A 26,818-nucleotide genomic window follows, 5' to 3' on the forward strand; every position below is an offset into this window, starting at 1 on the left:
AAAAGAGGTGTCTGGAGCTATATGATACGGTCTCGTTGGTTTCTTGATGTACTCGAACTCCCGCATAGTTTCTCTGAAACATCGGATAATCACAGATTTCTTATCAGGAGATCAATATCGTCTCTTCCGGAGAACATTATTACGGAGCTATCGACAGTTTCCAGGTCTTCGAATCCGTTTTGAAGGAAAAAGCTTGCCGGCCCGTTCGGAAATGAGCTTTTCTTCCCAGATAGAGCTTCTACACTGCCGAAACCGCGTTTTCTGCACTCTTCAACGGAAAGCTGAATAAGCTCGGAACGATAATCGTATGTGGAGTCATGTGAATTGTAGATACACGAGATGAGCGCGGTTGAAAGGGATTTCGGGATCGAGTATGGAGAAAGAAGCGAGGGCATGACTTCAAAGAAAGCTACAGGTATCTCTTTGGCATAAGAAACGAAGCCGAATAGGCTGTCTCTACCGTTAAAACCTTCATACCAGCCGATTTTTTCGGAGCCATTTCCCGTTCCATTAGTGCACACAAGGCACGCATCCCTCAACGACTCCCTTGAAAGTGTTTCAATCCGATCACAGTTTTTCGTGGGTCTTCTCTTTGCATCCCCGAAAGGTCTAACCGTCTTTCGCCCTTCAAGTACGTCAACAATAAAGTCAGAAGGAACTGGACCGGCGATCTTTAGATCACTGTAAATCAAAGTAAAGGGGAAAAATAAGGGAAGATCGGAAATAGTTCCCGAGAGATCGAATTTTACAAAATTCAAGCCGAGAGAGTCGGCAGCTATTCTTGCCTGTTCAAGAGCCAGTGAATTTCAGGGGCACTGGTCTCCAAAATAGTGAGCTCTGATCTCTTTGCAAGACATGGAAGATCTTCTCTATTTCTTTATGAGCGAGTAGACAGTATCCCGGATCATCTCTTCTCTGAAAACGTAGAAGCCTGCGTTTTTAAGCCATTGATCGTACCAACTCTTCAAGGGTCTGAAATTGTAGTTCCCGTCGTCATCTATATACTCGCCAATGACGACGGGAAGGCCGCTTTTCTTAAGAGTCTCGCATCTCTTTTTTGACTCTTTTTCATTGCCTATACCGGTTACCAGGAGTCCTACACCGCTGGTCTTAACGGATCGAGAGATCCTTAGAAGCGTTTTTGACCATAATTCGGGGTGGAGGTTTTGAAGTATTCCTGAGGCGACAAACCCCTCAAAGATACCGAGAAAATTAAAGTCTGAAAACCCAATGTTCATGACTCGGATTCCCTGCGTCTGTTTTATAGCCTTACTGCAGGAAACGCCCACAACTCTCAGTTTCATTTCTCTCAACAAGGGCCAGAAGTCCTGTGCATGACAGCCAAAATCGGCGATAATGTTCGACTCTTCAAGAAAGCCAGTCATCCTAAGAATAAAGTCCTGCAGTTGCGACTTGTCTATTTCTAAACCGGTACAGGTTTGCTCAAGTACATCATTTCTATATCTTTCAAGCCATTCTCGTCTTTGCAATCTACTCACCTACTATATTGAGATTGTATCCAAGCAGGGAAGATTATCAAACAAAAGTCTTGACTCTAATTGTCAGAAATGGTAATTTATCTTCACCTCTTCAGTCTTCGACTCTCCAAAGCCATAGGTTATTTCTGCTACAAAAGTTGGTGATGCGTCTCTATCGGCCTCATAATAGACAGTTTTTGCTAATTCCTGCGAATTGCCTAACGGTAGAAAGAGAGTCTCTCTCGTATCCTGTCCTTCGACAACCTTTATTGCCACTTCAGAAATTCTAAGCTCTTCATCTCTGCAATAGTGCGTGTAGAGATCAAATGAGTAGTGGATCTTGTCCGTTTCAAGAAGCCAGGCATGTCCAAGCAGTTGATAGCGCTGAACGTTGTAAAGATCGTGAGGAATGGCAAATTCGTTGCTCAATGTCTCTTTGTTTCCATCTATAACTCTAACCTGACCGTGATATGTTTCACCAGGCAAGAGCTCGATCATGGCAGTAAAGACACCGTTCTCTGATTTGAGCTCATAAGAACGAACCTCTGCATCTTCATCGATTATATTGAGAAACAACTGACTTCCTTCAGTGAATTCAGAAAGAGTAACTGAGGCCTTGAGTGCTACTTTTTCAAGAGTTGTCGAAGATCTGGTGAAGTGAACCGATTTGACAACATCACCGGATTGCTCGATTCGGTTTCGAATATCGGATACAACTGTATCGAGAGAGGCAACTCTCGATTTGAGAGTGAAAAGGTCGGTGCGAACTGTCGAAATCTCTTCCAAGAGTTTGTTTGATGTAATAACTGTTGTTGCGAGATTAACGATTGCAGCCGCCGAAATCAATACAACCAATAACCATGCGATGCCCTTACTCATAACACCATCTCCTACTGAGTATTCACCCCGGCAATTTGAATAATATCACGACTTTCGTCTTAGCTCAAACACAATGGGATTCGATGCAATATAATTTACTAAAAGGGGGTCCGAAGATGATTGCTGAGAATGTGAAAAGGCTGAGAAGTGAAATACCTGATTATGTTACAATTGTAGCTGCATCGAAAACGAGAACCGCTTCAGAAATTTTGGAGATTCTGGAAAGTGGCTTGAAAGATGTCGGTGAGAACTACGTTCAGGAGGCAGAAGGAAAGTTCGAAGCCATAGGCAACAAAGCTAGATGGCATTGTATTGGGCACTTACAGAGAAACAAAGTGAAGAGGGCCATAGAGATATTCGATATAATTCAGACCATAGATTCATTCAAGCTCGCAGAGGAGATAGACAAGAGATGTTCATACCTTAGTAAGAAGATGCCGGTCATGGTCGAAGTTAACAGCGGCAAGGAGGAGAACAAGGCCGGTGTCTTGCCGGAAAATGTTCTACAGCTGATAACCGAAATCTCACCGCTCAAGAATATTGCGGTGGTCGGTCTAATGACTATGGGGCCTTTCACAGAGGATCCTGAAGAGATAAGACCTAGTTTGAGGCTTACGAGAAGACTTTTCGAAGAGATCTCAAAAGAGAAGATCGAAGGAGTCGAGATGAAGTACCTGTCGATGGGAATGTCCAATTCCTACAGGGTAGCGATCGAAGAGGGTTCAAATATGGTTAGACTGGGAACGATTATCTTCGGAGAGCGACAATAATGATTCTGGCCAGCTGATCTCGGTTGCGATAGGGAGTCAACAGGGTCAATCTTTCGCGGGATTTCTTTCGAGATTCAGAGGTTCAATGCCTAGAAAGATTAGATGCGAACAAAGGGCTTCACAAAGTCTTCAGCCTATGAAGATCAAGTGCTGCTGGCATTTGAGAGAAGTTCAAGTCCTATCCTCATTCTCTTCGTGTCGACTTCCAGGACCCTTACCTTCACAATCTGGCCCACGCTCAGTACCTCGAGAGGGTCTCTAACCCTTCTTCCCATCTTGCTCTTGTGAATAAGCCCATCCTGCTTGACCCCTATGTCAACAAAGGCTCCGAAATCTACGACATTTCGAACAGTCCCCTCCAGTTCCATCCCCGTGGACAGGTCTTCCATTGAAAGGACATCCGTTCTAAGGATCGGTTTTTCGAGTTCCTCCCTGGGGTCCAAACCCGGCTTTTTCAGCATGCCTACAACTTCTCTCACGGTTATCGGATTGAATCCCTTATCCTTAGAAAAAGCGTCGAGATCGATCCCGTCGAGTTTTGCCGAGACTTCTTCTTTCCTCGTGAACAACTCCTCAGGGTTGAAGCCAGCGCTCTTGAGGATAACCCTGGCAATCTCATAACTTTCGGGATGAACGGAAGTCCCATCGAGAGCCTCTGATCCATTGATGATTCTACAGAAACCGGCCGCCTGCTCGAAGGCCTTTGGGCCTAGACCGGAGACCTTCAGCAGTTCCTTTCTGTTCCTGAACCCTCCGTTTTCCGCCCTGTGTTTTACAATGTTCAAGGCCGCTCTTGAGTTCAATCCAGATATGTATTTGAGTAAATGTTCCGATGCGGTGTTTAGACTGACGCCTACTAGATTCACAACGGATTCGACCTCTCTGTCGAGCGTCTTCTTCAATTCCGACTGATTTACATCGTGCTGGTACATGCCGACACCAATAGCCTCCGGAGGGATTTTCACGTATTCGGCCATTGGGTCCTGAACCCTCCGCGCAATCGAGATCGCTCCTCTTGTTGTTACGTCTTCGTTCGGGAACTCCTCAATCGCAACTTTTGAGGCCGAGTAGACCGAAGCGCCCGACTCCGTTACAATCATATATTTGACCGGAAGTTTGTGCTCCTTTATCAGTCTGCTTACAAAGGCCTCTGTTTCCCTGGAACCTGTACCGTTGCCGATAGATATGAGTTCAACCTCTAAGGTTTTTATGGCCTGAACCACTTTCATCGAAGAGTTTATGTAGTCGTTCTGAGGTGAGGTCGGATATATCACATCATGATAGAGAAGAGAGCCGTCCTTTCCAATTACCGCCACTTTGCATCCTGTCCTGTAACCCGGGTCGATACCCATTACGACTTTTTCCCCGAGAGGAGGCTGGAGGAAGAGATCCCTGAGATTTCTGGCGAAAACATGGATCGCCCTTCCCTCAGCCTCTTCTCTTATCATGTTTCTCACTTCTCGTTCAATAGAAGGCATGAGCAATCTAGAGTAAGAATCCGACGAAGCCTCTACCAGTTCTTCATAGTAAGCAAGATACTCTTTCCACCCTATCGAGTCTCTCAGAGAAGGCAGAATATCGAAGGGTAACTCCAGCTTCAACGAGAGAATCTCCTCCCGTTCTCCCCTGAAAAGAGCCATAATCTGGTGAGCGGCCAGCTTAGAGATCGGTTGAGAAAAATCGTAGTAGTCCCTGTAAACCTCGCGCTCGTCCTGCTTATCTGAATGAGAGCTTCTGATTGTCCCTTTTTCCTTAAGTTGATTTCTCAGCCTTTCCCTCACGGATATCTCCAGGGAGAACTCTTCGGCGAGAATATCCCTGGCTCCTTCTAGAGCCTCTTCTATCTGAAATATCTCCTGTTCGGTATTGACAAAAGTAACGATAAAGGTTTCGTCCTTGATCCTTGATGTCTTCAGGAAATCTGCCAGCGGTTGTAGCCCCTTTTCCCTCGCTTTGTCCGCTCTGGTTTTCTTCTTCGATTTGAAGGGAAGGTATAAGTCCTCAACCAGCTGAAGGTTTTTTGCATCATTGATGGCGGCTTTCAGTTCCTCAGTGAGTTTGCCCTTTTCTTCTATGATTCTGAGAACTTCTTCTTTTCTGGAACGAAGCTTCTTTGCATATTCAAGTGCATCGGAGATTTCTCTTAACTGTATCTCGTTCAATTCACCGGTCTTTTCCTTTCTGTATCTGGCAATGAATGGTATAGTCTTTCCTTCTTCCAGCAATTCAACGGCACTTTCCACTTTCCATCTCGGTAGAGAGAGCGAGTTAGCAATGTCTGTTACAATTTCATTCATCCGATGTGACCTCCAGAACCGTCTTTATGGTCTCTATCGGGAAGGAACCGTAAGCCGTTTCGTTTGAGAGAACCACTCCCGCGAATCCTCGCCTTTGAATGTCCTTTAGATGACAAAGCTCACTCCTGGTGGCGAAGGGTGCATCTACCATGTGTTCAAGAACTTCACCAGCCATGAGCACAGGTTTGTAGAGTTTACGGAGATTATCCGAGAAGAATGCATAGAAATCCACGAGACCTCTCGCCCCTAGCTGGGCTCCGAGGTCACCTCTACAGAACCAGATCTCGTCACTTGAAGCCGAGATCTCCTCTATTCTGGAAAACGGCAGCTCTCTTTCGATCTTGGAAGCTACTTCTCTTCCGGAGAGTTCCTTCAGTTCGATTACCTCGCTTGGACTGGAAACAAAGGAGAGCGCATATCTAACGAAGCCGTACTTCCTTGTGGCAAGCACGATGTCAGAATCTCTCGAGGAGAGTTCTATCTGGTTTATCGGATGGGGAGAGATATTCATACCTTTGGCCGGTCGAATAACGCCGCCTCTCAGAACCATAGCTCTTGCAAAATCTGCCTCGAGTTTGAGTACCTGCAGTTCAATCCTGCCGTCTTCTATTGAGACCCTCATTCCGGGAGAGAGGTATGAAAGGGTTCTGGGATCAACCGCTATGCTTCTTAGTTGAGAGGACCGGCAGCCAAGAACAACCTGTTCACCAGCCTTCACTTCCATTATCGGCTGACTTCTGGACAGCCGAAGCTTGGCACCCTGTAGATCGATATACAGAGGAAGAGCACAGTTATCCTCGTAGTAAGAGATGAATTTTTGAAGCTCTTCAAGAGAAACGTGAGAGGAATTGAAACGTATGGCCGATGCTCCCGACATTTCAATCGACTTGAGAAGTCTACGTTCATTTATTGTAGCAACGATTGAAAACTCTCCCATCTAGATCACCTCTAAAGAGATTATATCAGCAACGGGATTTGAGAACTCAGCGTTTTCAAAACGATGAAACATCTCGTTTCCAGCCAGTATGTGAATTGATGTTTATTTAGTCGATTACTCTGCGGAAAGAAGTCGGGAAAGAAAGGATTTTCATGCTCGGTTGCAGCTATATTAGGCCCTCGTCTATACATTCCTCAAGAGCCTTGACGGCTTTGGAATCGTACAGCAAGCCGGCTTTGGACTTGAGCTCTTGAAGGGCTTCATTGCAGCTCATCGCCTCTCTATACGGTCTCTTTGAAGTCATGGCGTCAAATGAATCTGCAACGGCGACGATTCTAGCCTCCAGAGATAATTCGCTCCCCTTCAGCCCATCGGGATAGCCCGACCCGTCAAGTCGCTCGTGATGATGCCTTATTATGTCCTGGGTCTCTTCAAGGAAGTTCCCCTTAACCATCTCGCAACCAGTAACTGGATGAAGCTTGATTATCTCGAACTCCTCCTTACTCAATCGAGAGGGTTTCTTCAATATCGAATCGTCTATTTCAATCTTTCCGATGTCATGGAACAAAGCTCCCATCGCAATAACTTCCTGTTTCTCTGAAGGAACGCCAAGTTTTCTTGCAATTGCCAGAGAAACATCTCTCACTCTCTTTCCGTGGCCATGAGTGTATGAGTCTTTAATCTCCACTTTGGAAAGAATATCCTTCATTACCGCCATATTATTGCTTATGTATTTGAACAGCGGTCTTGAAGATACATGAAGCAACCTAACGTCCGTCTGGGGCTTTAGTTCGACAGGAGACTTGAGATTGTGGGCATAAAAGTAATCTCCGGGTCCTAAATTGACTTCTTTTTCGGAGTAATTGCACGAAATGGTTCCCTCTATGATGTAGTAGAATTCGAGCAGGTCCCCGCCCGAAAATGTATCCAGGAACGTTACAACTCCGGAGCGCAATTCATACATCGAAATCTCTACGCCATCGCCGTGAGCCAGCAGAGAGAGCGAAGAATTCTTCTGGGCAACCGTTTCGATGGTTTCGCTTGACTTGCAAACTTTGAAACCTTCCATCTCTTCCCCCAAAAATAAAGCCTATAGAATACGTTAATGCTCAAATACAGTGTATCACATATACTCTGAAGGTTTTAGCTAATCAGAAATGCCGTAGATGACTACGGCATTTCTGGCACGATTAGTTTATTTGGCCCTTCTAGTCGTCGATTATCAGAATGGGATCGACCATGAAGATCTTGTAACCGAGTTTTACCGGCACATAGTAACAAATAGCATTGTAACCGATCTCTTCGATTTTCTCAATGGCACTTTGTGAAATGCGTAGAGCCGTGTTCACGAGATCGTTCCCCAGATCGTCGATCAGATTCTCATAGGCCTCCAGAGAAAGACCGGTTTCTTCAAAACGCTCTGTAAAGCACTCTGCTTTCTCTATGGCGGTCTCAATTAGCGATTCGATCCGCTCGTTTGCCGATTCCGCTATCTCCTTCGCTACGTCCAATGAAGAACCGATTAGAGACGATGCAGACGACACAACGAAGAGGAGTACTAATAGATAAGCAAGAATTCTTCTCATACAAATCTCCTCCTTTTTCTTTCGAATGTATCAATCATATCATATAATCTATTGATTTCAAATAAAGATCTTTCCTTCATTATTAGAAAACTACCTTTGATTTGTTTCGCTCTGTAAAGCCTGTGCTGTGCTATTCTGTAGTTGCTGTATTTTCGTATAATAATAGCGAGGTGATGCTTTGACTAGATATGTCGATCTTACAAGAGTAATCGAAGACAATCAGCCGGTCTATCCAGGTGATGATCAGACGAGGCTCCACAGGTCGAGAGCCTTGAGCGAAGATGGATACAACAACCACAGACTTGAAATAAGTATGCACTCGGGAACCCATATAGACGGTCCCATGCATCTCACCCAATCAAATCTCTATGTAGATCAGATCGAGATCGATAGACTTATAGGCAAGGGAGTTCTCCTAGATGTGAGGGGCGAAACAGAGATAACAATTAAGCCGCAGTATGAAGAAGCGATCTCCGAAGACTCGGTTGTTCTTTTCTGGACTGGAAGGGATTCCCTGTTTGGTAGCGAGGACTATTTCTTGAAGAACCCATACCTGACTTCCGATCTGGCCGAATTTCTGGTAAAGCGTAAAACGAGAATGGTTGGTTTCGACTCATCTTCTCCGGATCGATACCCTTACGATATCCACAGAATTCTTTTCCGTGGAGGCTGCTTCATCGCAGAGAATCTTACCGGTCTTGAAAACCTGTCGAATTCGAAAGAACTGGAAATCTTCGCGATTCCGTTGAAGATCCATGCTGATTCCTCTATAGCCCGAATCTTTGCCGCGGTCAAACAGGGAGGAGACCCTTGAGGATTCGGACAGTCGGCAGAAGGGGAGTGTTGTTTACCTTTCAAGACGGAGATTCACCGATGGGTGGGGAAACGTCCGTCTATTTGATAGAAGGCGGAGATCGCTTTTATTTGTGTGACACGTTTCTAGGAAGTCGGTTTATGAACGTTGTTAAGGATCGAATTAAAGAAAGCCCCAGAAAGGATCTCGTAATCTTCAACTCACATTCTGACTACGACCACGTCTGGGGAAACGGAGCGTTCGACGGGTGCGAAATCGTCGCTCATGAACTTGCAAGAAGAAGAATGGAAGAAAGATGGGAGTACGATTTCGAAAATCTGGAAAGATTTCGAGACGGAGATGTTTTGAAGAGACTTCCCAATGTCACCTTCAGCGATAGGTTAGTCTTTGAAGATGACGAAATAGAGTTTCGTTATTTGCCGGGGCACACTCTCTGTTCTTCTGTATGCATCGACAGAAGAGATTCGGTGATCTTCGTAGGAGATCTTGTGGAAGATCCTTTACCACTAACTCTCTGGAGCGATCTGGTAACCTTCACGGAGAGTTTGAAGACTGTACTTAAGATGTCGTGTCAGACCGTAATTTCTGGACACTCTGGAATCGTCGCTGAGAGTCTTATAAGAAGGAATCTGGAGTATCTGAAATCTCTTTTCCTTGGTGAAGAAATAGATGTTGAAGAAGGCGAAGAGACACATTCATTCAACACAAAGTATCTCGAGTTTCTGCATTATGAAGACAAAGCAAGAGAAATTCTTGGCGAGAGGTTTGACTTCGTGCAGTTCATGAGAGAGTTTTGGCAGATGCTCGGAGTGGAAAGGGAATCTCTGAGATTTGAATCGAGATTGATCCGACAGACTCCTTCTGAAAGACTTGAAGAGATCTGGCCGCAATTTGAAGAGCAGTTGAAGAGGAAGGATTAGAAATGAAAGAGAGTAGAAAACTGAGTGCCATATGAATTCGATGGAGGTGAGAGGATGTTTTGATTTGCGATTATTCCTTTGATTATAGGTATCACGGTGGTTGTGGGACTGATTATGTACTTCACGATTGCAAGGTGAAACGAGAGACAGAGGTTCATAAGCCAACATAGATCTTATTTTCCTTATCACGGTCAAGTGAAATTTCTTTTTGATTAATTGGCATAAAATGTTATTTTCGGGCATCATTGCTCTTCCATCTTAAACTGCTGCCCCTCAAACGTAAGAAACGATTGAAGGGCAGCCGTCGGCTTCTTCTACGGGTTCATCTCCTTCCCTAGATAAAGCTGCTGAAGATGCAAAATAGTAGAATTGGGGATCTCAGCTTTCCTCTCCTTCTCTGTAGAATCCTCTCGCCTCCATGCTTTCTTTTTTCAGTGAATCTCTTTGAATGTTTCTTCAACAGTAGGTTCGTACATCTCGTCTATCGGTTCTTCAGAAAAGACCGATCCGCCAAAAGTATTAGTGAGACTAAGAGAAAGCTGATAATACCTTCTTTCTTCTCAGTAGTCTCCTCCTCGGGCCAATTAGGTCTCTTATCGGTTCGATCGCTTTATGCAACAACGATTTGCTTATAGGTTTTTTCCTTTCGCAACGAGAGTATAAACCCCGAAATAGGAACTGAAGGGTTACGTTTGCTTCTAAGTTAATGAGAATACTTCGGAAAGACCGCGCAAACAAGATTCGTTGGCTTTCCGTTCCTTCCATGCCTGCCAACTGGATTCGATTAGTGTACTATGATAGCAGGTAGTCTCTGAAATGGCGGTTTTTCTTGAGATTAAGAAGTTCCGAGGAAAGAGCGAGGGTCGATGGGGAAGATGAAGATCCCTTAGCTTTTCATAGATCTTTCGATTCCTTCAATAATTGCAATGTTGAGAAATTCTTTCTACAATTCTGTCGATACTTTCTTCATTGGGCGGATAGGAACAAGCTCCGTAGGCTCAGTTTCATTTGCCTTTCCAATATTCAATCTTACAGGTGCCGTTGGCCTGACATACGGTGTAGGAGCCGCTTCAAATGTTTCGCGTCAACTGAACGCCGGAGATAAGAAGCAAGCCGATTAGGCGGCATCCACGGCTCTCTTCACAAGTTTTGCAACGGGAACTGCCTTCACCGTACCTGGACTGATATTCCTGGACCCTCTTCTTACCGCTTTCGGGCCTACCGAGACTATTATGGAGTACGCGAGAGAATACACAAAGATGATCATTATGGGGTCGATATTTACCATGATGAACATGACCATGAATAATCTCGTAAGAGCGGAGGGCAACGCCCAGAAATTCATGGTTGCCATGGTCTCTGGAGTCCTTCTCAATGTTGCGCTCTTTCCTGTTTTCATCTTCGGATGTGGAATGAGTATCGTGGGAGCGGCCGTTGCGTCAGTCATCTCTCAGTTTGTTTCGACGATGATCTTTCCGAGTACTACATAAGAAAGAAGAGTAGCACGAATCTATCTATAAGACTGTACAGGCTCTCTCTCTTCAGATATACTCTGAAATCTTCAAAATCCGTCTTTCGACACTCCTGAGGCAATCTCTGTCAAGTTTCGCACCGCACTTCTGAATCACGCTGCCGGAAACTACGAGGATCATGTCGTTTCGGCCGTCGGAACAACAATGAGGGTTCTCATGTTGGGGATGATGGTTCTATTCGGATACGATCTTGCATTTCAACCGGTTGCTGGCTATAATTACGGCGCGAAGAAGTCTTCTAGGGTTTTTGGAAACTCTGAGATTTTTGTTGATAGTGATTACGGTCTTTGCAGTGGTTTTTGCCATTATCGGGTTGACTATACCGAGTTCGATTATAAGCATCTCCTGTAACGACCCAGAAATCATCGATGCGGGCTCCAGAGCCTTTAGGGTGGTAAACATCTTCTTTTCCACATTCGGCTTCGTGATAACTTCTACGGACCTGCTTCAGGTTTTTGGAAAGGGAATCGCAGCGAGATTGCTGCCGATGTCGAAACAAGATTTCTTCCTTATACCTGCGATTATCTTTTTGCAAAAGATCTTCGAGCTCAATGAGGATCATTTTTCTCGGACAGTTGCCAGTTACTTTGCGCTATTTGTTGCAGCTTTTCTTTCCGTAGCAATTTTCAAAAAACTGAAGTCTCAAAGCAGGGAGCTTTCTCTACGAGAAAGGCAGCCAGTGATTATTAGAATATCACCGGTGCATGACCATCTTTTATGAACGCCCATGACATATCCTTTGAAGTGTGCCCTATTCCGATATTGCCGTATCTGTCGAGCGCAATTAAACCGCACTCACAGTCGAAGTATCTGGCTCTCTCGAGAGCGATGTCGACGGACTTTTGAGCGGGGTACTGTTCCATGAAGAAGGCAACCAGCCTGCTCAGAGTGAGCTTCATAATCTTTTCTCCATGACCCGTTGCGGAGACTGCGCCGAATGAATCCGAGTAGGTTCCCGCGCCTATAATGGGGCTGTCTCCCACCCTGCCGAAGCTTTTCATCATCATTCCGCCCGTGGAGGTTCCGGCTGCCATTCTTCCGTGGTCATCTATCGCGACTGCACCACAGGTAGAATGATACTCCTCGGCCTTTTTCGCCAGCTTGACGCTCTTTCCAAATCTGGTCTTCTCGCCTCTGGCAATTTTCTCAAGTTCTTCTTTCCACTGTAGGTGCCTTTTCGGAACGATCAGGTTATCCTCCCTCGGAAACCCTAGAACCGTAACGAATTCCTCCAGTTCAGCCCCGGCAAGTAAAACATGATCAGTTTGTTCCATGACGGCCCGTGCAACCGTTATGGGATGGAGAATCCTCTTCAAACCGGAAACAGCTCCCGCATTTAAATTATTGTCCATTATCGCAGCATCCATTTCGATATCGCCGCGATAAGTAAGCACCGATCCCCTGCCACAGTTGAAGGTCGGGTCCTCTTCCATCACGGACACGGCGGTAACAACGGCTTCTTCTGCGCTGTTTATCTTCTCGAGAGTTAGAAATCCTTGCCTGACTGCCTCTTCGATTCCCCTTCTGTGTTCATCGGCGTCAGTTACGCTCTTGAAACTTCCGGTACCGCCGTGCACAATGATGGCCTTCATACAAACACCTCGTTTCAAGCAAAAGAATCTTCCTTGATTAAAACTAGAACACTCCTCTCTAAAAAAGAACTCAGATGCCACAGCGGGCTAAATCAATTCCCCTCTTCGATTCCCTTAATCTTCTTTTCAGTAATTAGATGCATTCACGAGCAAACGATGAATCTACTTGTTCTTGCCGTCAATCTTTATTGCTTTGTATCCTCTCTCCTCTACCTCAAACAGCCTTTTCATCTCCTCCATACCGGTCTTCTTTTCGCTTAGGATGATGAAGTTACCTATCATTTCCGCGACCGCTATGGGACCAACGAAGGAGTTTCCAAAGAGAAGTGAATTGTTCTCACACAGAATCGACGAATAGGCTTTCGAGTAGACCGGACAGTCAACGGAATCTGTAACGAGAAGAGTCCTCACATTTCTCTCCAGTGCAAAGTCGACCATGTATTCCACTTCTTTTGAATATGGAGGAAAGGTCATCACTATCAAAGCGTCATTTCTTTCCATGAGCTTTATTTTGAAGGAAAAGTCGGAGACCGATCCAGAAAGCAGCCAGGTTGGCTTCCGCTGAAGAACGGAGATTGTGTACCGCATCAGCGAGACCACGTGTTTTGTTGCGCCGAAGCCCCCAAAATAGATGTTACTGGCTGCTCTAATAGTGTCGATCCATTTGTGAAGTTCCTCTTCTCCGATCCCGGATAAAGTATTCTTAAGGTTGTTGATCTCATTCTGTCTGAGCAATTTTAGCTGGTTTTCCACCGGGGCCCTGTCAAGTTCTGTCGTCGCGATCTTCTCATATGGTAAAAGTCTTTTCCTGAGTTCATGCTGGATAGTCTTCTTCAGTTCATTGAATCCCGAGAAACCGAGACGTCTCGAGAATCGGACTACAGAAGCCTTGCTCGCACCGGCCATTGAGCTCAGTTCTTCAATAGACATGAACCCTACCTGAGAGTATTCTTTGAGAATGAAGGTTGCTATCCTTTTGTATGCAGGCGATAAGTCATCTTTGATTTTCGTTATCTCTTCGGATACCATTCCCATCAACCTTTCGGCAAGAAATTAGTTAATTATCTGACTCATGAAACTATCTTTTCATAATGATAGCATATTGAAACTATGTTTTCATAACAGCATATACTTCTTCTCGCTAGAAACAAAGTTGATAACTGAACTATGGAAGCTTGGATCTTGATCCTCCACTTTGAGAGATTCAGTCTGATTGATATGATATGTTGAAGATCCATTGGAGTAGTTTGGAGCCGTAATGCATCATAATTAAATCTACTCAAGAGGGAGTTATTCCACGTAACAGCGCAGATGATAGAATATAGTTACATTAATTAGGAGGTGTTTGTATGAAGCGAGTTCTTATCTCTGTGATCTTTTTGGTGTTCTTTGCATCAGCCTTTGCAAATCTCGTGGTCTATTCCAGCGTCGATGAGGCAAATGCGAGGAAGATATTGAATGCATTTGTTGAGGACACGGGGATCGAAGTTGACTTTGTCTTCCTTTCTTCGGGACCTGCCCTGGCAAGGATTGAAGCCGAATCCAGCAATCCGCAGGCCGATGTGTGGTTTGGCGCACCACTGGAAAACCATATTATCGCAAAAGAACGTGGGTTGACACAGACCTACAAGACGTTAAGTGTATACGGTGTCTCACCCGAGTTCTATGACGTTGAGGGTTATTACCATCCGATTTATATGAATCCTCTCGGTGTTGGAGTTAATACCTCCGTCCTGGAGCAGATAAAGGCCTCTTTGCCGGAATCCTGGGAAGATCTCCTCGCTTCCGAATACAGAAGAATGATTCAGTATCCAAATCCCCAGTCTTCTGGAACTGCCTACAGCTTGATCACTGGTTTAGTAAAGATTTACGGTGAAGATGGGGCCTTCCAGTACCTGAAGAATCTAGCTCCAAATATCCAGACCTATACACAGAGCGGAACTGGACCCTCCAAGGCCGTCGGCCCTGGTCAGGTTGCGCTTGGAATTCAGTTCACCCCGGCTTTCTTCCAGTTCATGGAACAGGGATACCCTGTATCCGTTGTGTTCCCCAAGGAAGGAGTGCCCTACGAAGTGGCTTCAGTCTCGATTCTGAAGGGAGCCAAGAACCTTGCGGATGCTCAGAAGCTTATCGATTGGGTCGTTTCCAAGGCCGGTCAGCAGCAGATAGTTGACCAGAAGACATACTTCTACCCCATAAGACCCGATGTCGATTTCGGCAGCCTACAGCCGCTTTCAACGATCAATCTTCTTTCCATCGATCCTGCTTGGGCCGCAGAAAACAAGACCAGACTTATCGAGAGATGGATTAACGAAGTACTTCCATACTAACGATCACTTAGATTTGCTTTGAGGGGGAGAAATCCCCCTCTTTAATAGGAGGTCGTCCTGTGGCTATAAGGGGAGAAGAAGCAAAAAATAGGTTTCTTAATCTTCTTAAGGATCCAGTTCTGCTTTTGATAATAGTTCTGATTTTCGCCGCCTTGGCCATATTCATTGTCTATCCCCTATTCAGGGTTTTTGCGGTTAGTATGACCGACAAGGAAGGCGGGTTTGACCTGAGCGCGTACAGTCATGCCTTTTCGAATCGATACATGAGGCAGGGCTTTTTCAACAGTCTTCTGGTGGCCGGCCTTACGGCAATATTCGGAATGCTTGTAGGGTATCTATTTGCGTACACGCTTAACAGAACGGATATTCCGCTGAAGGGCTTTTTCAGAACCGTTGCCGTTCTGCCGATAGTCTTCCCGCCGTTTATTGGCGCACTTTCGATCATAATGCTATTCGGGTTCAACGGGATCATTACCGCCGGGATATTCGGGATAAGAAATTTTCCTGTGTACGGTTTATGGGGTCTCATGATGGCCCAGGTGGTTTGCTTTTTTCCGGTTGCGTTCATCACACTGGATGGTGTTATAGGAACTATCAGTCCGACGCTTGAGGATGCTGCCTTCAATCTCGGTGCAAATCGGTGGCAGGCCTTCAGGAAAGTAATTCTTCCGATGTCGGTTCCGGGTATTGCAAGCACAATGCTTGTTCTTTTCATAGAGTCGCTCGCCGACTTTGGAAATCCACTTATTCTGGCTGGCAGCAAATTTCCTGTGCTTTCCGTCCAGGCTTATCTTCAAATAACGGGGATGTTTGATACTAAAGGGGGAGCAGCGCTTGCAGTATGGCTCCTGTTTCCTTCAATAGCCGCATTTATTATACAGAAATACTGGGTTGGAAAGAAGAAGTATGTCACGGTGACCGGTAAACCGACGACTTCTGTCCTTAAGAGTGTAAGTAAACCGGTAAAATGGATTCTCTTTTCACTGTGTATGCTTATCGCTGTCTTCACACTCACAATCTATGCCACAATTTTCTGGGGAGCCTTTGTGAAGGCGTGGGGAATGAACAATACTCTTACTCTGGAGAACTTCAAGTATGTCTTCGACGTCGGACTCGAGGCAATAAAGGACACTCTCGTTATTGCTTTCACTTCTACGCCGATATCTGCCGTCCTTGGTATGATAATTGCTTTTCTCCTTGTCAGGAAGGTCTTTCCTGGAAGAAGGGTGATGGAGTTCACCTCGATGCTGAGTTTTGCAGTTCCTGGAACGGTTATTGGAATAGGATATATTCTTTCATTCAACAAACCCCCGTTGCTGCTCACGGGAACTCTGGCGATACTTGTTCTCAACTTCGTTTTCAGGTATATACCGGTTGGAATACAGTCGGGTGTTGCTTTGCTAAACCAGGTAGATCCAGCGATTGAAGAGGCGGCATACACGCTTGGCGCAGATAACAGGCAGGTTTTCACGAAAGTCACGCTTCCCTTGATTATGCCGGCCTTTTTCTCTGCTTTAGTCTTTGCCTTTGTGAGAGCTATGACTGCAATCAGCGCGGCGATATTTCTTGTTTCGGCCAGATGGAACCTGATAACAGTTCAAATACTGAGTCAGAGCGATTCCGGACGTCTATCGGAAGCATGTGCCTTTTCAGTGCTATTGATTGGTATGATTATGGGCTTCATTCTGATTCTGAAGATCTTCCTTAAGAACAAAATTAGTCTATCCAGTGGTGGAACGGCAGGACAGGGGTGATTTGATGAGTCTAATATTAAAAAATGTGAGAAAGGTCTTCACGAGCTACGGAACGGAAACGGTTGCCGTAGACGATTTCGATCAGGAGATCCGAAGAGGGCAACTGGTAACGCTTCTGGGGCCTTCGGGTTGTGGAAAGACTACCACATTGAGGATCATCGCGGGTTTTGAAGTTCCTACAAACGGGCGCGTCTTGCTGGATGGAAAGGACGTCACAAACCTACCTCCCAACCGGAGAAACATTTCGATGGTCTTCCAGAGTTACGCTCTCTTCCCCCATTTAACAGTGGAAGAAAATATCTCTTTTGGTTTGAAGCTCAAGAGACTGGACAGAAGCACCATGAAGAAGAAGATAAGGGAAATGACAGATCTCGTAGGACTCAAGGGACTTGAAAAGAGAAGACCGGATCAGTTGTCGGGAGGTCAGCAACAAAGGGTGGCACTAGCAAGAAGTCTTGTTATGGAACCAAGTGTTCTGCTCTTCGATGAGCCGCTTTCGAATCTGGATGCGAAACTGAGAGAGTCTATGAGGCTTGAGATCCGGCGAATTCAGCAGGAGGTAAATATTACCAGTGTATATGTTACTCACGACCAGGTCGAGGCGATGAGTATTTCCGACATAATTGTTGTAATGAACGATGGGAAGGTTATGCAGATAGGGAGCCCGTTCGACATTTATGCGAGACCTCAGAACAGCTTCGTAGCGGATTTCATAGGAAGAGTTAACTTCATTGACGGCGAGGTAGAATCTATCAATGGAGACTCGGTAACTGTTTCATCCAGTTCACTGGGAAAGAAGTTTGTGGGCAGAAAAGGTGGAGAGCTCTCCCCTGGAGACGGTGTAAGGATAGTCTTAAGACCGGAGTCTTTATCTGACAGAGAAGAAGACAAGATCAATGTTCTAAGTGGAAAGGTGTTGAAATACGTGTTTCTGGGATCGAACGTCGAGTACGAAATTGAGCTTCCCGATGGAAAGATACTAAACGCAGTGACTTTCAACCCGATTGAGAGGAAGTTTCCAGTCGTAGGAAAGGAAACGGATCTGTATTTCTCGAAGGAGAGCGCTTGGGTTATAAACAACTGAGATGGATGGCCACGATGTCTTGACTAACAAATGCATGGATATGAAAAAAGCCTTTCTATCTGAGAAAGTCGAGATTAAACCGTACTGCTATCGGGCTTATGATCAGGGTCCGTACAATAGCTCTAAGGATGGTTTTGAAGATTACCTTGGAAGGCCGTACCTCTCTCGCTCAGATGAAGAGCTGTATTTACCCTTTTTCGACAATAAGGCCCCCAGAAGCGGCAGAGCTCCCGCATGGCAGATTCTGACAGTTTATTCATATGAACCAGACTTTGGCATGGATGAAGGCTTAAGTCTTTCACCTTTACAGAAATTCATGGGAGGAAGTGGAACGTGGCGTCATGAGGAGTTTCATATTATTCTCCGATTCGGCGAAGTGACAGACAGATTTCTACACTTCGACCGTATGAGCATGCTGGCCAATGAAAAGGGAGATAGGTATTGGGCTCTAAGATTTGCAGCCAGGGCTCTCCACTATCTTGAGGACTGCGGAACACCGTATCACGCCTCTCCGGGCACTCCCATCGAAATATTCAAGATACCCTTTCTGTACAGGAAGCAGTTCAAGAAAATCGGCTTTTATCACAAATTTCACGACAGATACCTGGGCTACCGATTGTGGAGAGGTTACGAACCTTTTTTGGAGGAGATAGAGGGGACTGAGGCCGGCGTCTTCGATAGGCTCGAAAAAATGGCGAAGACAATTAGAAGGAGAGCCTTCGATCTTCTGCCCGAGGTAGAACTGTCTGTGAAAAGACTTATCGGCGGCAATTCATTCGAGAATCCATCACCAGAGTTGTCAAAGGAGTATTATGACAAACTCGTCAGTTCCCAGGATACCCGTCGACTGGATGAAGTAAGCTGCAAGGTACTTCGTAATCTCTCTTCGGGAGTGAAGTTTTACCTGAATCACCTGGAAAGAAGGCTTAACTGAAAGTCGCTTGGAACTTCCTTATCACTGGAAAAGCGGCCTGGATTACTCGGTGAATTGAAACCCCTCTTCGAAAAGTTCAAGGCAGGCCTCGACGACTCTGCGATCGTAGAACCTTCCGGAGTTCTGCCGTATTTCATCCAGTGCCGCCTCTATTCCAAGAGATGCTCTATAAGGTCTGTGAGAAGACATTGCCTCAACTACATCGGCAACGGCAATAATACGGGCCTCTATTCTGATTTCATCGCCCGTTAATCCTCTTGGATATCCGGATCCATCAAGTCTCTCATGGTGTTGAGCAACGATGTCAGCTATCGGCCATGGGAAGTAAACCTCTTTCAGTATGTCGTACCCCTTCTTTGAATGCTCTCTGACTAAATCGTATTCGAGATTGTTCAGTCTTACCGGCTTCGTCAGTATTTCGGTGGGCACTGCACTCTTCCCTATGTCATGAAGCAAAGCAGCTACTCTTATCGATTCAACGATATCTTCATGCATCTCATCTTCAGAAAACAGCTTTCTCGCTATTGCTGTCGAAAGCTCGCTTACACGTTTCTGATGGCCGGAAGTGTAGGGATCCCTCGCTTCGACAAGCGAAGACAAAGTATTTATAAGTGACTCAAGACTCTTTTTCACCGATTCCTCGGCGATCTTTCTCTCGGAGATATCCAAAACAATGGCAACAAAGACACGTTCGTATTCATTGTCGTGAAGCTGTAGTCTTACTTCGATGGGATACCCGGTTCCATTCTTTCTTATATGAACGGTTTCGAAGACCTCGTAACTTCCAGGCTCTTTTTTGAGTCTGGAGATAATGTCTTCGAAGACCCTTCTGTCCATCTCCAACTTCAGATCCAGTGGAGTCATCTTTCGCAACTCTTCAAGAGAGTACCCTGAATTCTCTAGAGCACCCTTGTTCGCTTGAAGAAATCTCAGAGTCTCTGAATCGAATATATATAGCTCATTCACTGAAAGATCTATGACTCTTCCCAATCTGGTGAGGGCCATCTCTGCGAGCTTCCATTCGGTAATATCCATGGCGATTGCACCGACCATCGGTTTATCTCCTTCTGAAACAATTGGAAACTTCTGAACATAGAGGATCCTTTCCTTGCCGTCGGTACCGAGTACCCTCTCTTCCCTCACGATGTTCTCCCCGTTTTGAGTCCTTCTATCATCTTGAAGAATCAGCTTGTCGAGTTCTCCGGGATAGTTGGCTTCGGGATTCTTTCCTTTCCAGTCTTCTTTGAAACCAAAGACTCTGGCTGCGAAGTCATTGAAGTATGAAGTCTTCAGGTCACTGTCAGAAATGAACACGGCTCCGGGCAGTTTATCCATGAAAAGAGAAAACCTCTTCTGAAGAACTCTCTCGTTCTTCTCAATTCTTATCTTATGAATCGCAAAAGAAATATCATCCACGATTTCGGAAAAGAGATCTCTTTCATCCTTCGAAAAAGAGAAGCTCTGTTTCATAACTACGGCCATAGCACCCAGGATATTGCCACCGATTCTGAGCCCTTTCGCGAAGACTGCAAGATCATCTGAATCGCTGATTATTACGCATTGTTTGTTGTACTCTCTTCCAGTTAAGGAGATCACTCCTTCTTCTTCCATTGCCCTTCTCAAAAGAGGAGGAATTTCTCCCGACTCGAAAATCGAGTCGACTTCGAGCAGCTGCGTTCTGCTGAAGCCAGAAGCGGCCCAGTTCTTCACATTTTCATTCTCAACGAGAACAAGAAGACATCTTTCGAAACCGCGGGAACCCGTCATAAGCTCCGTCGCCCTTTTGATCAACTCTTCAACATCGGTTGCCGATACTATCAGCTGGTTTACTCTTCTAATAGATGATAGAACACCGCTCTGATGCTCTAGCTGAGCCTCTAGTCTCAGTGACAGTATTCCATAGGAGATATCTTCGCCGAGCTCTTCGAGAAGGAGAACCTCCTCATTATCAAATGCATCTTCCTCTGTGGAATAAATGACAAAGCCGCCTATGATCTCTTTTCCAATAACAAGAGGCACGGCAATCGATGATTTCAACCCGTACTTCAGAATCGTTTTCTTCCAAGGAAGATAGTCGGGTGAACTGTCGATATCCCTTGAAATGAATGTCCTGCCGGTCTTTATGGCTTTTCCTATTGCGCTTCTGCTCAGTTCGCTGTTATCCCAGGCGACTGCAACTTCGTAGGGATAACCCTTTGCCACTCCGCTTACCGCAACAGGTGTCAACATTTTCCCCCCGGACTTCTTGAAGGCTATCCAGACAAGAGGGAACCCTCCGTTTTCGACCACGATGTCACAAAGTCCCTTCAGTAAAGAATGTTCATCCTTTGCATGGACGAGAAATTCGTTTGCTCTGAACATTAGGGTTAGCAATTTGTTGAGTTTCTGAAGTTTAATTTCGTCCATCCTGCGCTGGGTAAGATCGGTGTACATTCCGACCATCCTCAAGGGTTTTCCTTCACTGTCTCTTGAGACAATTCGTGCTCTATCACGAACCCAGACAAGAGAACCGTTCTTCCCTATTAGCCTGTACTCCTTTTCATAGAAGGGTATATCGCCCTTGAAACATCTGTTGAGAACAGACTTCACTTCTTCAACATCTTCGGGATGAATTCTCTTCTCCCATTCGCTGACATGGTCAGAGATCTCTTCGTCAGAGAAACCAAGTATCTCCTTCCATCGCTTGGAGAAAATAACCTTGCCGGTCTCAATATCCCAGTCCCATATGCCTTCGCCAGAAGCATCTACTGCGAAAGTTAGTCTTGCGAGACTTTCCTTCAGTTCCCGCTGAATGATTACTCTCTCAAGGGTATTTGAAAGCGCAGCAGCTACTCCCAAAAGAAGTTTCTTTTCTTCCTTAAGAAAAGGACTTCCCTTTATGTCGAGCTCTTCTGTTAAGGAGACACTTATTGTTCCTATTTTCTTTCCGTTCACAACGATTTCCGCTGAAATCATTCTTTCATCAGACCATTGATCGACTGATCTATGCTCATTTCCATCGATCTCTATTCTTATCGCCGTCAGTTCGGGAAATCTAAATCCCCGAGGAAGCTGTTCCAATACAGATACAACTGCTTCATCGGCAGTCGAAGACTTATGAAGCTCATTGAATATTCTGTAAACGCAATCCAATTCCTTCATCCGCTCCTGAAGAGCGAAAACTGATCTTGCCAGGTTGTCGCTGCCTTCTTCAGTCGACACTATAATTCCTCTCTCTACTTTAGTAATAGAATGATTCTAGCATTAAAAACCTTGGTAGCAATCCAATATTCAAACAATGGAAAGCCGTCCCAGATTAAATGGGATAACTCTTCAGTCTGCCCTTTTCAAGGCAAGCTACTGATCATTTCAATACGGAATACTTTATCGAAATTTTCGGGCAGCTCTCTTTGCATTTAAGACATACAAGACATTCCGAAGTGTCAATCTTCATTCCATCTTCTTCGGATTCGATTGCACTTACAGGGCAAACATTCTGACAGATCCCGCAGGAAACACACGGTGGTTTCTCCACCTTCATTCCAAACAACGGTTTTCTTGAAAAGAGAGACAGCAAGGTTCCAAAGGGACACATATACCTGTGCCAAAACTCCTCTTCGAATACCAGAGTTATCAGAACAGAGAAGGCAGTTATGTATAGAAGAAGGTTGACCTTGATCTTAAAGATTCTTACCGCTACCATAAGCAAAAGGAAGAGAACAAGTACAGACCATCTGAATACATTGTTCTTGAAGATTGCTGGTGTCTTTAACCTCTTCACTCTAAGCTTTGAATAGAGCCAATTTATGGGTCTGAAAAGTGTTTCCATTGGGCAGATCCACCCGCAGTAAAACCTTCCCAGAAATAGAGCTCCGACCAGACCGATCCCGAAAATTAAGAACCACTTCTGGAGATCCCTGCTCCTCAGAAGAAAAAAGAATAGGAACAGGAAGCCAACCTCTACAATTACTCTCAGAGCCGCGGCCTTTCTATTTGTCATATAAATCTCTCCTTTCAATGAAAGTCTATAGCAAAAGTAAGGTCAAGTACGTGATATAAGTCACGAACGTATTAGAGGAGGCGATTTGTGAATAGGTTCTTGATGGTATAGTCTTTACAGTCCAAACTAATGGCGGTGATCCGATGAGAAAAATCGACGGCAGTGAGTGGAGGAATCTTCTTCCCTTTCTTTACAAAAACAGGGAGTTCAACATGTTCATTATCGGCGATATAGAGAATACAAGTCCTGATTCGGACAACATGGAGATTTACCTAGATGGAGACTTTGACAGTCCTAGAGGCATTCTGCTTCGATACTACAAATTTCTCATTCTTTCCGACGGGGCGGGGATGAATTTCAGAGAAGCGGCAGGCGTTGTGAGGAGGTATGAACAGGCTATGATGCTTAGCGGAACCATCTCGGGTATAGATAGGATATCTCCGTATTTGCAGGAGATACGTGAAGAGGAAGAAACTCTCCGCTTCGCAGTTTTGAGGGAACCCAATCTTAATGCGGCCGGGTTTGAGGTAAGAAGGGCTACTACTGAGGATGCAGAGAAGCTTTTGGCCTTTCTTTTCTCAATAGAAGAGTTCCACGCAACGGATGAAGAATCCTTCATGGCCACACTGAAAGACGGGAGCACAAGAAGATACATAATTGAAGATCAGGGCGAAATACTGGCCACGGCGGCCAGTACCTCCGAGAGTTCCGATATGGCAATGATTGTTGGAGTCGCAACCGGCAAGGATTTCAGAGGGCGAGGTCTTGCTTCGGCAGTTGTATCCAAGCTGTGTGAAGATCTACTCGCCGAGGGAAGGACACCATGTTTGCTATACGACAATCCAGAGGCGGGAAGGATCTATAATCGGCTGGGTTTTAGAGAGATCGGTAAGCTGAAAACACTCAGGTTCAAAAAATGATGACCTTCAGAAATCAAGGGCTACGCCGATCTGACCCATTGGAACGAAGCTCGTTTCCGGGTTCGTAATTCGCTGATACAGTCCAAGACTCATCCACAGCTGAAATCCTGCTTTGAAGCTAGTATTTAAACTCCATTTGATCTCAAGAAGCATTCCCGCTATGGCAGCCAAATCGAAAGCGTCGGAAAATATCGCTCCGGCACAACCTCTTCCAACAGCTGATATTATCATCTTCTCTCCGAATAAGCTCAAATTACGATCTGTAACTTCCTGTAAGCTAGAAAGACCAGGGACCGCCTGAACCAAATATCGTAAATGTAGGTATCGCTCCCACTCCGCAGTAAATATTGGAGTCCAGTTCCAGAGAGAAACCGATTATCGCTGGGCTTCTTTTCCAGCTCTCAGTGTTAGCCCGGGGACTGCCACAAAGAAAACGAGAAAGAAAAAGATCATAACAATCGTTTTCATTAAGAAAACCTCCCATCTCAGCGAGATTACATTCCAGTTTGAACGACTAACGATACGATCTTGTACACATTTGACGGGGCAGTTCAATGATAGAATCTTAATAGTGACTGAGAGTGAGGTGTTATTCAGTGGAGCCAAGCGAGATGTCGGCCAGAGAGGTTCTAAAGGCCTTTTTCGAGAGCTACAGGAATCAGGATTTTGAATCGTTGAAGTCACTTTGCACCGATAATATTACCTACATCAATCCCGAGGGACTATCCAGTAATGGCATAGATGAGTTTCTCCAGCTTCTGAAAAGAGAGTTCGAATCATTCGGGGTTCTTTTCGAACCGATATCCTGGGAATCCTCTGTTGAAAGACCTTCATTCTGTTATTTTTCATGGAAAAGAGGCGTCAAGTTTGCTAGAAAAGCCGCCTTAAGGAGAGTTGAGACTTTTGGTTCGGCCTTTCTACTAAAGGTTGAGAAGAAGTGGCAGCTTGTTCACTTCCAGCAAGCGTTTTCCGGTTCTTACGCGAGCCTATTCAGGACAAGGGAAAAGTAATCACCGGTTTTTCATCTAAGAATTGGTTGATCGTATCGCACAGTTTTGGAATGATGTGGAGTTGTTGTAAAATACTAGCATAGTACTACGAACCGACTGAACAGATCTGCCCGGCAATTAACGTCATTTTCAGGAGGACAAATCTGTGGATAATACAAAGAAGGCCTGGCTCGTAGTCTTCAGTGGTCTTGGAGTCAACCTTACGCTCGGCGTCCTCTATTCATGGGGAATTATTTCTGCGGCCCTGATAGACGACTTCAAATGGACTGCAACTCAGACTCAAATCCCTTATATGCTGGCTTCTGCGGTTTTCGCTCTCACTATGATTCCCGGGGGAAAGCTTCAGGACAAGTTTGGCCCGAGACCCGTTCTCTTTGTTTCATCGATCCTTGCCGGCCTGGGTTTCTTCTTTTCCGGCCTGAACCTTTCGGTTGCCGGTCTGACGTTTTTCTTCGGTCTTGTCTTCGGTCTTGCAATGGGTTTTGGTTATTCATCGCCAACGCCGGCCGCAGTGAAGTGGTTTCACTCCGACCATAGAGGGCTAATATCTGGAATCGTTGTCAGTGGCTTCGGCCTGGCACCGGTGTATATTGCACCGTTGACGTCAGGCCTCATTGGTCTGTTTGGTCTGCCCACGTCCCTTATGATACTGGGTCTTCTATTCTTTCTAATAGTCTTCACTCTCTCGTTCTTCATAAGTAATCCCCAAGAGGGAGTCGAAAAGGTAAGACTGAAAAAGAAGCCGAGAAAGGTCCATAGACTGACCTCAAAGGATTACACCCTTAAGGAGATGGTTAGAACACCACAGTTCTACATACTGTGGACCATGTTCTTCTTTGGAACATTTGCGGGATTACTCATTATTGGCCAGATGTCTAAGATCGGTCTTGAGCAGGCATCGATTAGTAACGGCTTTCTTCTCGTGGTTGTATATGCAATCTTCAATTTCATTGGCCGGGTTACCTGGGGAAGCATCTCCGACTTTATTGGGAGAACGGCCACACTTTTCGCTATGTTTGCCATACAGGCACTTGTTTACTTCCTGTTCAGCTCGTTAACAAATCCTCTTGCTTTATTAATAGGCAAGAGCGTTGTTGGGTTCACATTTGGTGGAATGCTTGCAATCTTTCCGGTTGTGACGGCTGACTTTTACGGTGTTAAGAATCTTGGAGTGAATTACGGTGTAATGATAACGGCGTGGGGTGTTGGCGGAGTTATCGGGCCATTGCTCGGAGGAATCGCCCGTGATATCACCGGTGGGTATGAGATAAGCTACATAGTCTCGGCCGTGCTAAGCGTAGCGGGCGCTCTGCTGAGCCTGGTCATCAGGCATCCCGAAGAAGAAAAACGAGAGAAAAATGGGGGAAGAGCCGATGCAAAAGAGAACTGAAAAGCTTAAAAAGATCAGGAAAACGCTCGCTGTGCTGTCCGACGATGTTCAGTGGAAACTCGAAGACGTAGTTCTTACGATCGGAGACCTAATAGATGAGGACAAGAAAGTAACGATCGATGTCCTAAGAGAGATTGGTTCGATGGATTCGCGCAGGAAGAAGCTCTTCATGCTCTATATGAAAGCATCCGAAGAGAGAGACGCCCTGATGAAGCAAAGAATCGAAGATCTCTGGAGTGTTGAAGACGATGAGCTGGAAGAGGTGCTTAAGGGATTATCGAAGCATTCAATAGATGACGGTAAAACTCCAAAAGAGCCTCCTTCAGTAGATTAGAGGCTCTTTTCGATGTATTTCATAAGCGTCTCCAGTTCACCTATCTTCTCATCGACATTTCCTGAATCAATAGCTTCCCTTATGCATGTTTCGATGTGTTTGTTGACAACGGTTGTGTTTGCCTTTTTGAGAAGAGAGATAACGGCCAGGAGCTGTGTCGAAATATCTATGCAATATCGCTCTTCTTCTATCATCTTTATGATACCGTCTATCTGACCCCTTGCTGTCCTGAGAATCTTCAACGCGCCGCTGTGTTTGTGATGAGAATGATTATCCAT

The 26,818-nt window shown here is 45.4% G+C and carries 26 protein-coding genes and 1 pseudogene; 14 read left to right on the forward strand and 13 right to left on the reverse strand.

Annotated elements, in window-relative coordinates:
* Positions 1 to 89: 89 nt before the first annotated feature.
* The 3 genes from Y696_RS08560 to Y696_RS08575 all read right to left on the reverse strand — a co-directional run bounded on the left by Y696_RS08560 (position 90) and on the right by Y696_RS08575 (position 2,357).
* Positions 90 to 758, reverse strand: a complete 669-nt coding sequence (locus Y696_RS08560) for a hypothetical protein (RefSeq protein WP_259459899.1) — start codon at positions 756 to 758, stop codon at positions 90 to 92.
* A gap of 111 nt (positions 759 to 869) precedes the next feature.
* Positions 870 to 1,490, reverse strand: a complete 621-nt coding sequence (locus Y696_RS08570; RefSeq protein ID WP_121510272.1) for a hypothetical protein — start codon at positions 1,488 to 1,490, stop codon at positions 870 to 872.
* A 72-nt stretch (positions 1,491 to 1,562) separates the two neighbouring features.
* On the reverse strand, positions 1,563 to 2,357 hold the full coding sequence (locus tag Y696_RS08575) for a hypothetical protein (protein WP_121510273.1): 795 nt from the start codon (positions 2,355 to 2,357) through the stop codon (positions 1,563 to 1,565).
* 116 nt (positions 2,358 to 2,473) lie between these two features.
* On the opposite strand from Y696_RS08575, the gene Y696_RS08580 reads away from it, so the two are divergent.
* Positions 2,474 to 3,127: a YggS family pyridoxal phosphate-dependent enzyme gene (locus Y696_RS08580; protein ID WP_121510274.1), complete on the forward strand. Its 654-nt coding sequence runs from the start codon at positions 2,474 to 2,476 to the stop codon at positions 3,125 to 3,127.
* A 143-nt stretch (positions 3,128 to 3,270) separates the two neighbouring features.
* Here the strand turns inward: Y696_RS08580 and Y696_RS08585 are convergent, their stop codons facing one another.
* The 4 genes from Y696_RS08585 to Y696_RS08600 all read right to left on the reverse strand — a co-directional run bounded on the left by Y696_RS08585 (position 3,271) and on the right by Y696_RS08600 (position 7,947).
* The gene (locus tag Y696_RS08585; protein ID WP_121510275.1) at positions 3,271 to 5,424 is read right to left on the reverse strand and encodes a Tex family protein; all 2,154 of its coding nucleotides are present in this window, start codon (positions 5,422 to 5,424) and stop codon (positions 3,271 to 3,273) included.
* Positions 5,417 to 6,361 carry a pyruvate kinase gene (locus Y696_RS08590; protein ID WP_014731308.1) on the reverse strand — a complete coding sequence of 315 codons (945 nt, stop codon included), beginning with the start codon at positions 6,359 to 6,361 and terminating at the stop codon, positions 5,417 to 5,419. The genes Y696_RS08585 and Y696_RS08590 overlap by 8 nt, the downstream gene beginning before the upstream one ends.
* A gap of 166 nt (positions 6,362 to 6,527) precedes the next feature.
* Complete coding sequence (locus Y696_RS08595; RefSeq protein WP_121510276.1) at positions 6,528 to 7,430, reverse strand: HD-GYP domain-containing protein; 903 nt, start codon at positions 7,428 to 7,430, stop codon at positions 6,528 to 6,530.
* Between the two features lie 139 nt (positions 7,431 to 7,569).
* The gene (locus Y696_RS08600; protein WP_014731310.1) at positions 7,570 to 7,947 is read right to left on the reverse strand and encodes a hypothetical protein; all 378 of its coding nucleotides are present in this window, start codon (positions 7,945 to 7,947) and stop codon (positions 7,570 to 7,572) included.
* Between the two features lie 178 nt (positions 7,948 to 8,125).
* On the opposite strand from Y696_RS08600, the gene Y696_RS08605 reads away from it, so the two are divergent.
* The 5 genes and pseudogenes from Y696_RS08605 (at position 8,126) to Y696_RS08630 (ending at position 11,934) form a co-directional block, all read left to right on the forward strand.
* A complete protein-coding gene (locus tag Y696_RS08605) occupies positions 8,126 to 8,761 on the forward strand; it encodes a cyclase family protein (protein WP_121510277.1) in 636 nt (211 codons plus the stop codon).
* 26 nt (positions 8,762 to 8,787) lie between these two features.
* Complete coding sequence (locus Y696_RS08610; protein ID WP_259459905.1) at positions 8,788 to 9,681, forward strand: MBL fold metallo-hydrolase; 894 nt, start codon at positions 8,788 to 8,790, stop codon at positions 9,679 to 9,681.
* Between the two features lie 926 nt (positions 9,682 to 10,607).
* Positions 10,608 to 11,171: pseudogene (locus Y696_RS14490) on the forward strand (MATE family efflux transporter).
* Between the two features lie 102 nt (positions 11,172 to 11,273).
* Entirely contained in the window at positions 11,274 to 11,564 is a 291-nt protein-coding gene (locus Y696_RS14495; RefSeq protein ID WP_121510281.1) for an MATE family efflux transporter, read from the forward strand.
* Positions 11,482 to 11,934 (forward strand): hypothetical protein, encoded by a 453-nt coding sequence (locus tag Y696_RS08630; RefSeq protein WP_147431779.1) that lies wholly within the window; start codon positions 11,482 to 11,484, stop codon positions 11,932 to 11,934. Before Y696_RS14495 ends, Y696_RS08630 begins: the two co-directional genes overlap by 83 nt.
* Here Y696_RS08630 and Y696_RS08635 read toward each other — a convergent pair.
* Both Y696_RS08635 and Y696_RS08640 read right to left on the reverse strand, forming a co-directional pair.
* Positions 11,900 to 12,805 carry an isoaspartyl peptidase/L-asparaginase family protein gene (locus Y696_RS08635; protein WP_006488348.1) on the reverse strand — a complete coding sequence of 302 codons (906 nt, stop codon included), beginning with the start codon at positions 12,803 to 12,805 and terminating at the stop codon, positions 11,900 to 11,902. The genes Y696_RS08630 and Y696_RS08635 overlap by 35 nt on opposite strands.
* A gap of 162 nt (positions 12,806 to 12,967) precedes the next feature.
* On the reverse strand, positions 12,968 to 13,834 hold the full coding sequence (locus tag Y696_RS08640; RefSeq protein WP_014731314.1) for a MurR/RpiR family transcriptional regulator: 867 nt from the start codon (positions 13,832 to 13,834) through the stop codon (positions 12,968 to 12,970).
* Positions 13,835 to 14,154: 320 nt separating this feature from the next.
* Between Y696_RS08640 and Y696_RS08645 the strand changes: the two genes are divergently transcribed.
* Genes Y696_RS08645 through Y696_RS08660 form a run of 4 tightly spaced genes read left to right on the forward strand, consistent with a single transcriptional unit; the run spans position 14,155 to position 18,907 of the window.
* Positions 14,155 to 15,135 carry an ABC transporter substrate-binding protein gene (locus Y696_RS08645; protein ID WP_121510283.1) on the forward strand — a complete coding sequence of 327 codons (981 nt, stop codon included), beginning with the start codon at positions 14,155 to 14,157 and terminating at the stop codon, positions 15,133 to 15,135.
* 59 nt (positions 15,136 to 15,194) lie between these two features.
* On the forward strand, positions 15,195 to 16,889 hold the full coding sequence (locus Y696_RS08650) for an iron ABC transporter permease (protein ID WP_006488342.1): 1,695 nt from the start codon (positions 15,195 to 15,197) through the stop codon (positions 16,887 to 16,889).
* Positions 16,890 to 16,893: 4 nt separating this feature from the next.
* Positions 16,894 to 17,973, forward strand: coding sequence for an ABC transporter ATP-binding protein (locus Y696_RS08655; protein ID WP_006488340.1), 1,080 nt, complete (start codon positions 16,894 to 16,896; stop codon positions 17,971 to 17,973).
* 19 nt (positions 17,974 to 17,992) lie between these two features.
* The gene (locus Y696_RS08660; protein WP_259459901.1) at positions 17,993 to 18,907 is read left to right on the forward strand and encodes a hypothetical protein; all 915 of its coding nucleotides are present in this window, start codon (positions 17,993 to 17,995) and stop codon (positions 18,905 to 18,907) included.
* A 42-nt stretch (positions 18,908 to 18,949) separates the two neighbouring features.
* Here the strand turns inward: Y696_RS08660 and Y696_RS08665 are convergent, their stop codons facing one another.
* The gene (locus tag Y696_RS08665; protein WP_121510285.1) at positions 18,950 to 22,108 is read right to left on the reverse strand and encodes a PAS domain S-box protein; all 3,159 of its coding nucleotides are present in this window, start codon (positions 22,106 to 22,108) and stop codon (positions 18,950 to 18,952) included.
* Between the two features lie 142 nt (positions 22,109 to 22,250).
* Positions 22,251 to 22,886, reverse strand: a complete 636-nt coding sequence (locus tag Y696_RS08670) for a 4Fe-4S binding protein (protein WP_121510286.1) — start codon at positions 22,884 to 22,886, stop codon at positions 22,251 to 22,253.
* Positions 22,887 to 23,029: 143 nt separating this feature from the next.
* On the opposite strand from Y696_RS08670, the gene Y696_RS08675 reads away from it, so the two are divergent.
* Positions 23,030 to 23,806, forward strand: coding sequence for a GNAT family N-acetyltransferase (locus Y696_RS08675; RefSeq protein WP_121510287.1), 777 nt, complete (start codon positions 23,030 to 23,032; stop codon positions 23,804 to 23,806).
* Positions 23,807 to 23,812: 6 nt separating this feature from the next.
* Here the strand turns inward: Y696_RS08675 and Y696_RS08680 are convergent, their stop codons facing one another.
* Positions 23,813 to 24,037, reverse strand: coding sequence for a hypothetical protein (locus tag Y696_RS08680; protein WP_121510288.1), 225 nt, complete (start codon positions 24,035 to 24,037; stop codon positions 23,813 to 23,815).
* Positions 24,038 to 24,402: 365 nt separating this feature from the next.
* Here Y696_RS08680 and Y696_RS08685 point away from each other — a divergent pair, with 365 nt between their 5' ends.
* The 3 genes from Y696_RS08685 (at position 24,403) to Y696_RS08695 (ending at position 26,540) form a co-directional block, all read left to right on the forward strand.
* On the forward strand, positions 24,403 to 24,816 hold the full coding sequence (locus Y696_RS08685) for a nuclear transport factor 2 family protein (RefSeq protein ID WP_099773113.1): 414 nt from the start codon (positions 24,403 to 24,405) through the stop codon (positions 24,814 to 24,816).
* A 145-nt stretch (positions 24,817 to 24,961) separates the two neighbouring features.
* The gene (locus Y696_RS08690; RefSeq protein ID WP_006488325.1) at positions 24,962 to 26,206 is read left to right on the forward strand and encodes an OFA family MFS transporter; all 1,245 of its coding nucleotides are present in this window, start codon (positions 24,962 to 24,964) and stop codon (positions 26,204 to 26,206) included.
* Positions 26,190 to 26,540, forward strand: a complete 351-nt coding sequence (locus Y696_RS08695; protein WP_014731319.1) for a hypothetical protein — start codon at positions 26,190 to 26,192, stop codon at positions 26,538 to 26,540. Before Y696_RS08690 ends, Y696_RS08695 begins: the two co-directional genes overlap by 17 nt.
* Here the strand turns inward: Y696_RS08695 and Y696_RS08700 are convergent.
* Entirely contained in the window at positions 26,537 to 26,818 is a 282-nt protein-coding gene (locus Y696_RS08700) for a metal-sensing transcriptional repressor (RefSeq protein ID WP_014731320.1), read from the reverse strand. The two genes, Y696_RS08695 and Y696_RS08700, sit on opposite strands and share 4 nt — an antisense overlap.

The sequence above is a fragment of the Mesotoga sp. H07pep.5.4 genome (assembly GCF_003664935.1).
Classification (GTDB): Bacteria; Thermotogota; Thermotogae; order Petrotogales; family Kosmotogaceae; genus Mesotoga; species Mesotoga prima.

Excerpts from the sequence above, each read along its gene's own strand:
- Y696_RS08575 (WP_121510273.1), bottom strand. The coding sequence starts at position 2,357 with ATGAGTAAGGGCATCGCATGGTTATTGGTTGTATTGATTTCGGCGGCT.
- Y696_RS08580 (WP_121510274.1), top strand. The coding sequence starts at position 2,474 with ATGATTGCTGAGAATGTGAAAAGGCTGAGAAGTGAAATACCTGATTAT.
- Y696_RS08585 (WP_121510275.1), bottom strand. The coding sequence starts at position 5,424 with ATGAATGAAATTGTAACAGACATTGCTAACTCGCTCTCTCTACCGAGA.
- Y696_RS08590 (WP_014731308.1), bottom strand. The coding sequence starts at position 6,361 with ATGGGAGAGTTTTCAATCGTTGCTACAATAAATGAACGTAGACTTCTC.
- Y696_RS08595 (WP_121510276.1), bottom strand. The coding sequence starts at position 7,430 with ATGGAAGGTTTCAAAGTTTGCAAGTCAAGCGAAACCATCGAAACGGTT.
- Y696_RS08600 (WP_014731310.1), bottom strand. The coding sequence starts at position 7,947 with ATGAGAAGAATTCTTGCTTATCTATTAGTACTCCTCTTCGTTGTGTCG.
- Y696_RS08635 (WP_006488348.1), bottom strand. The coding sequence starts at position 12,805 with ATGAAGGCCATCATTGTGCACGGCGGTACCGGAAGTTTCAAGAGCGTA.
- Y696_RS08640 (WP_014731314.1), bottom strand. The coding sequence starts at position 13,834 with ATGGTATCCGAAGAGATAACGAAAATCAAAGATGACTTATCGCCTGCA.
- Y696_RS08645 (WP_121510283.1), top strand. The coding sequence starts at position 14,155 with ATGAAGCGAGTTCTTATCTCTGTGATCTTTTTGGTGTTCTTTGCATCA.
- Y696_RS08655 (WP_006488340.1), top strand. The coding sequence starts at position 16,894 with ATGAGTCTAATATTAAAAAATGTGAGAAAGGTCTTCACGAGCTACGGA.
- Y696_RS08670 (WP_121510286.1), bottom strand. The coding sequence starts at position 22,886 with ATGACAAATAGAAAGGCCGCGGCTCTGAGAGTAATTGTAGAGGTTGGC.
- Y696_RS08675 (WP_121510287.1), top strand. The coding sequence starts at position 23,030 with ATGAGAAAAATCGACGGCAGTGAGTGGAGGAATCTTCTTCCCTTTCTT.
- Y696_RS08680 (WP_121510288.1), bottom strand. The coding sequence starts at position 24,037 with ATGATAATATCAGCTGTTGGAAGAGGTTGTGCCGGAGCGATATTTTCC.
- Y696_RS08695 (WP_014731319.1), top strand. The coding sequence starts at position 26,190 with ATGCAAAAGAGAACTGAAAAGCTTAAAAAGATCAGGAAAACGCTCGCT.
- Y696_RS08700 (WP_014731320.1), bottom strand. The coding sequence starts at position 26,818 with ATGGATAATCATTCTCATCACAAACACAGCGGCGCGTTGAAGATTCTC.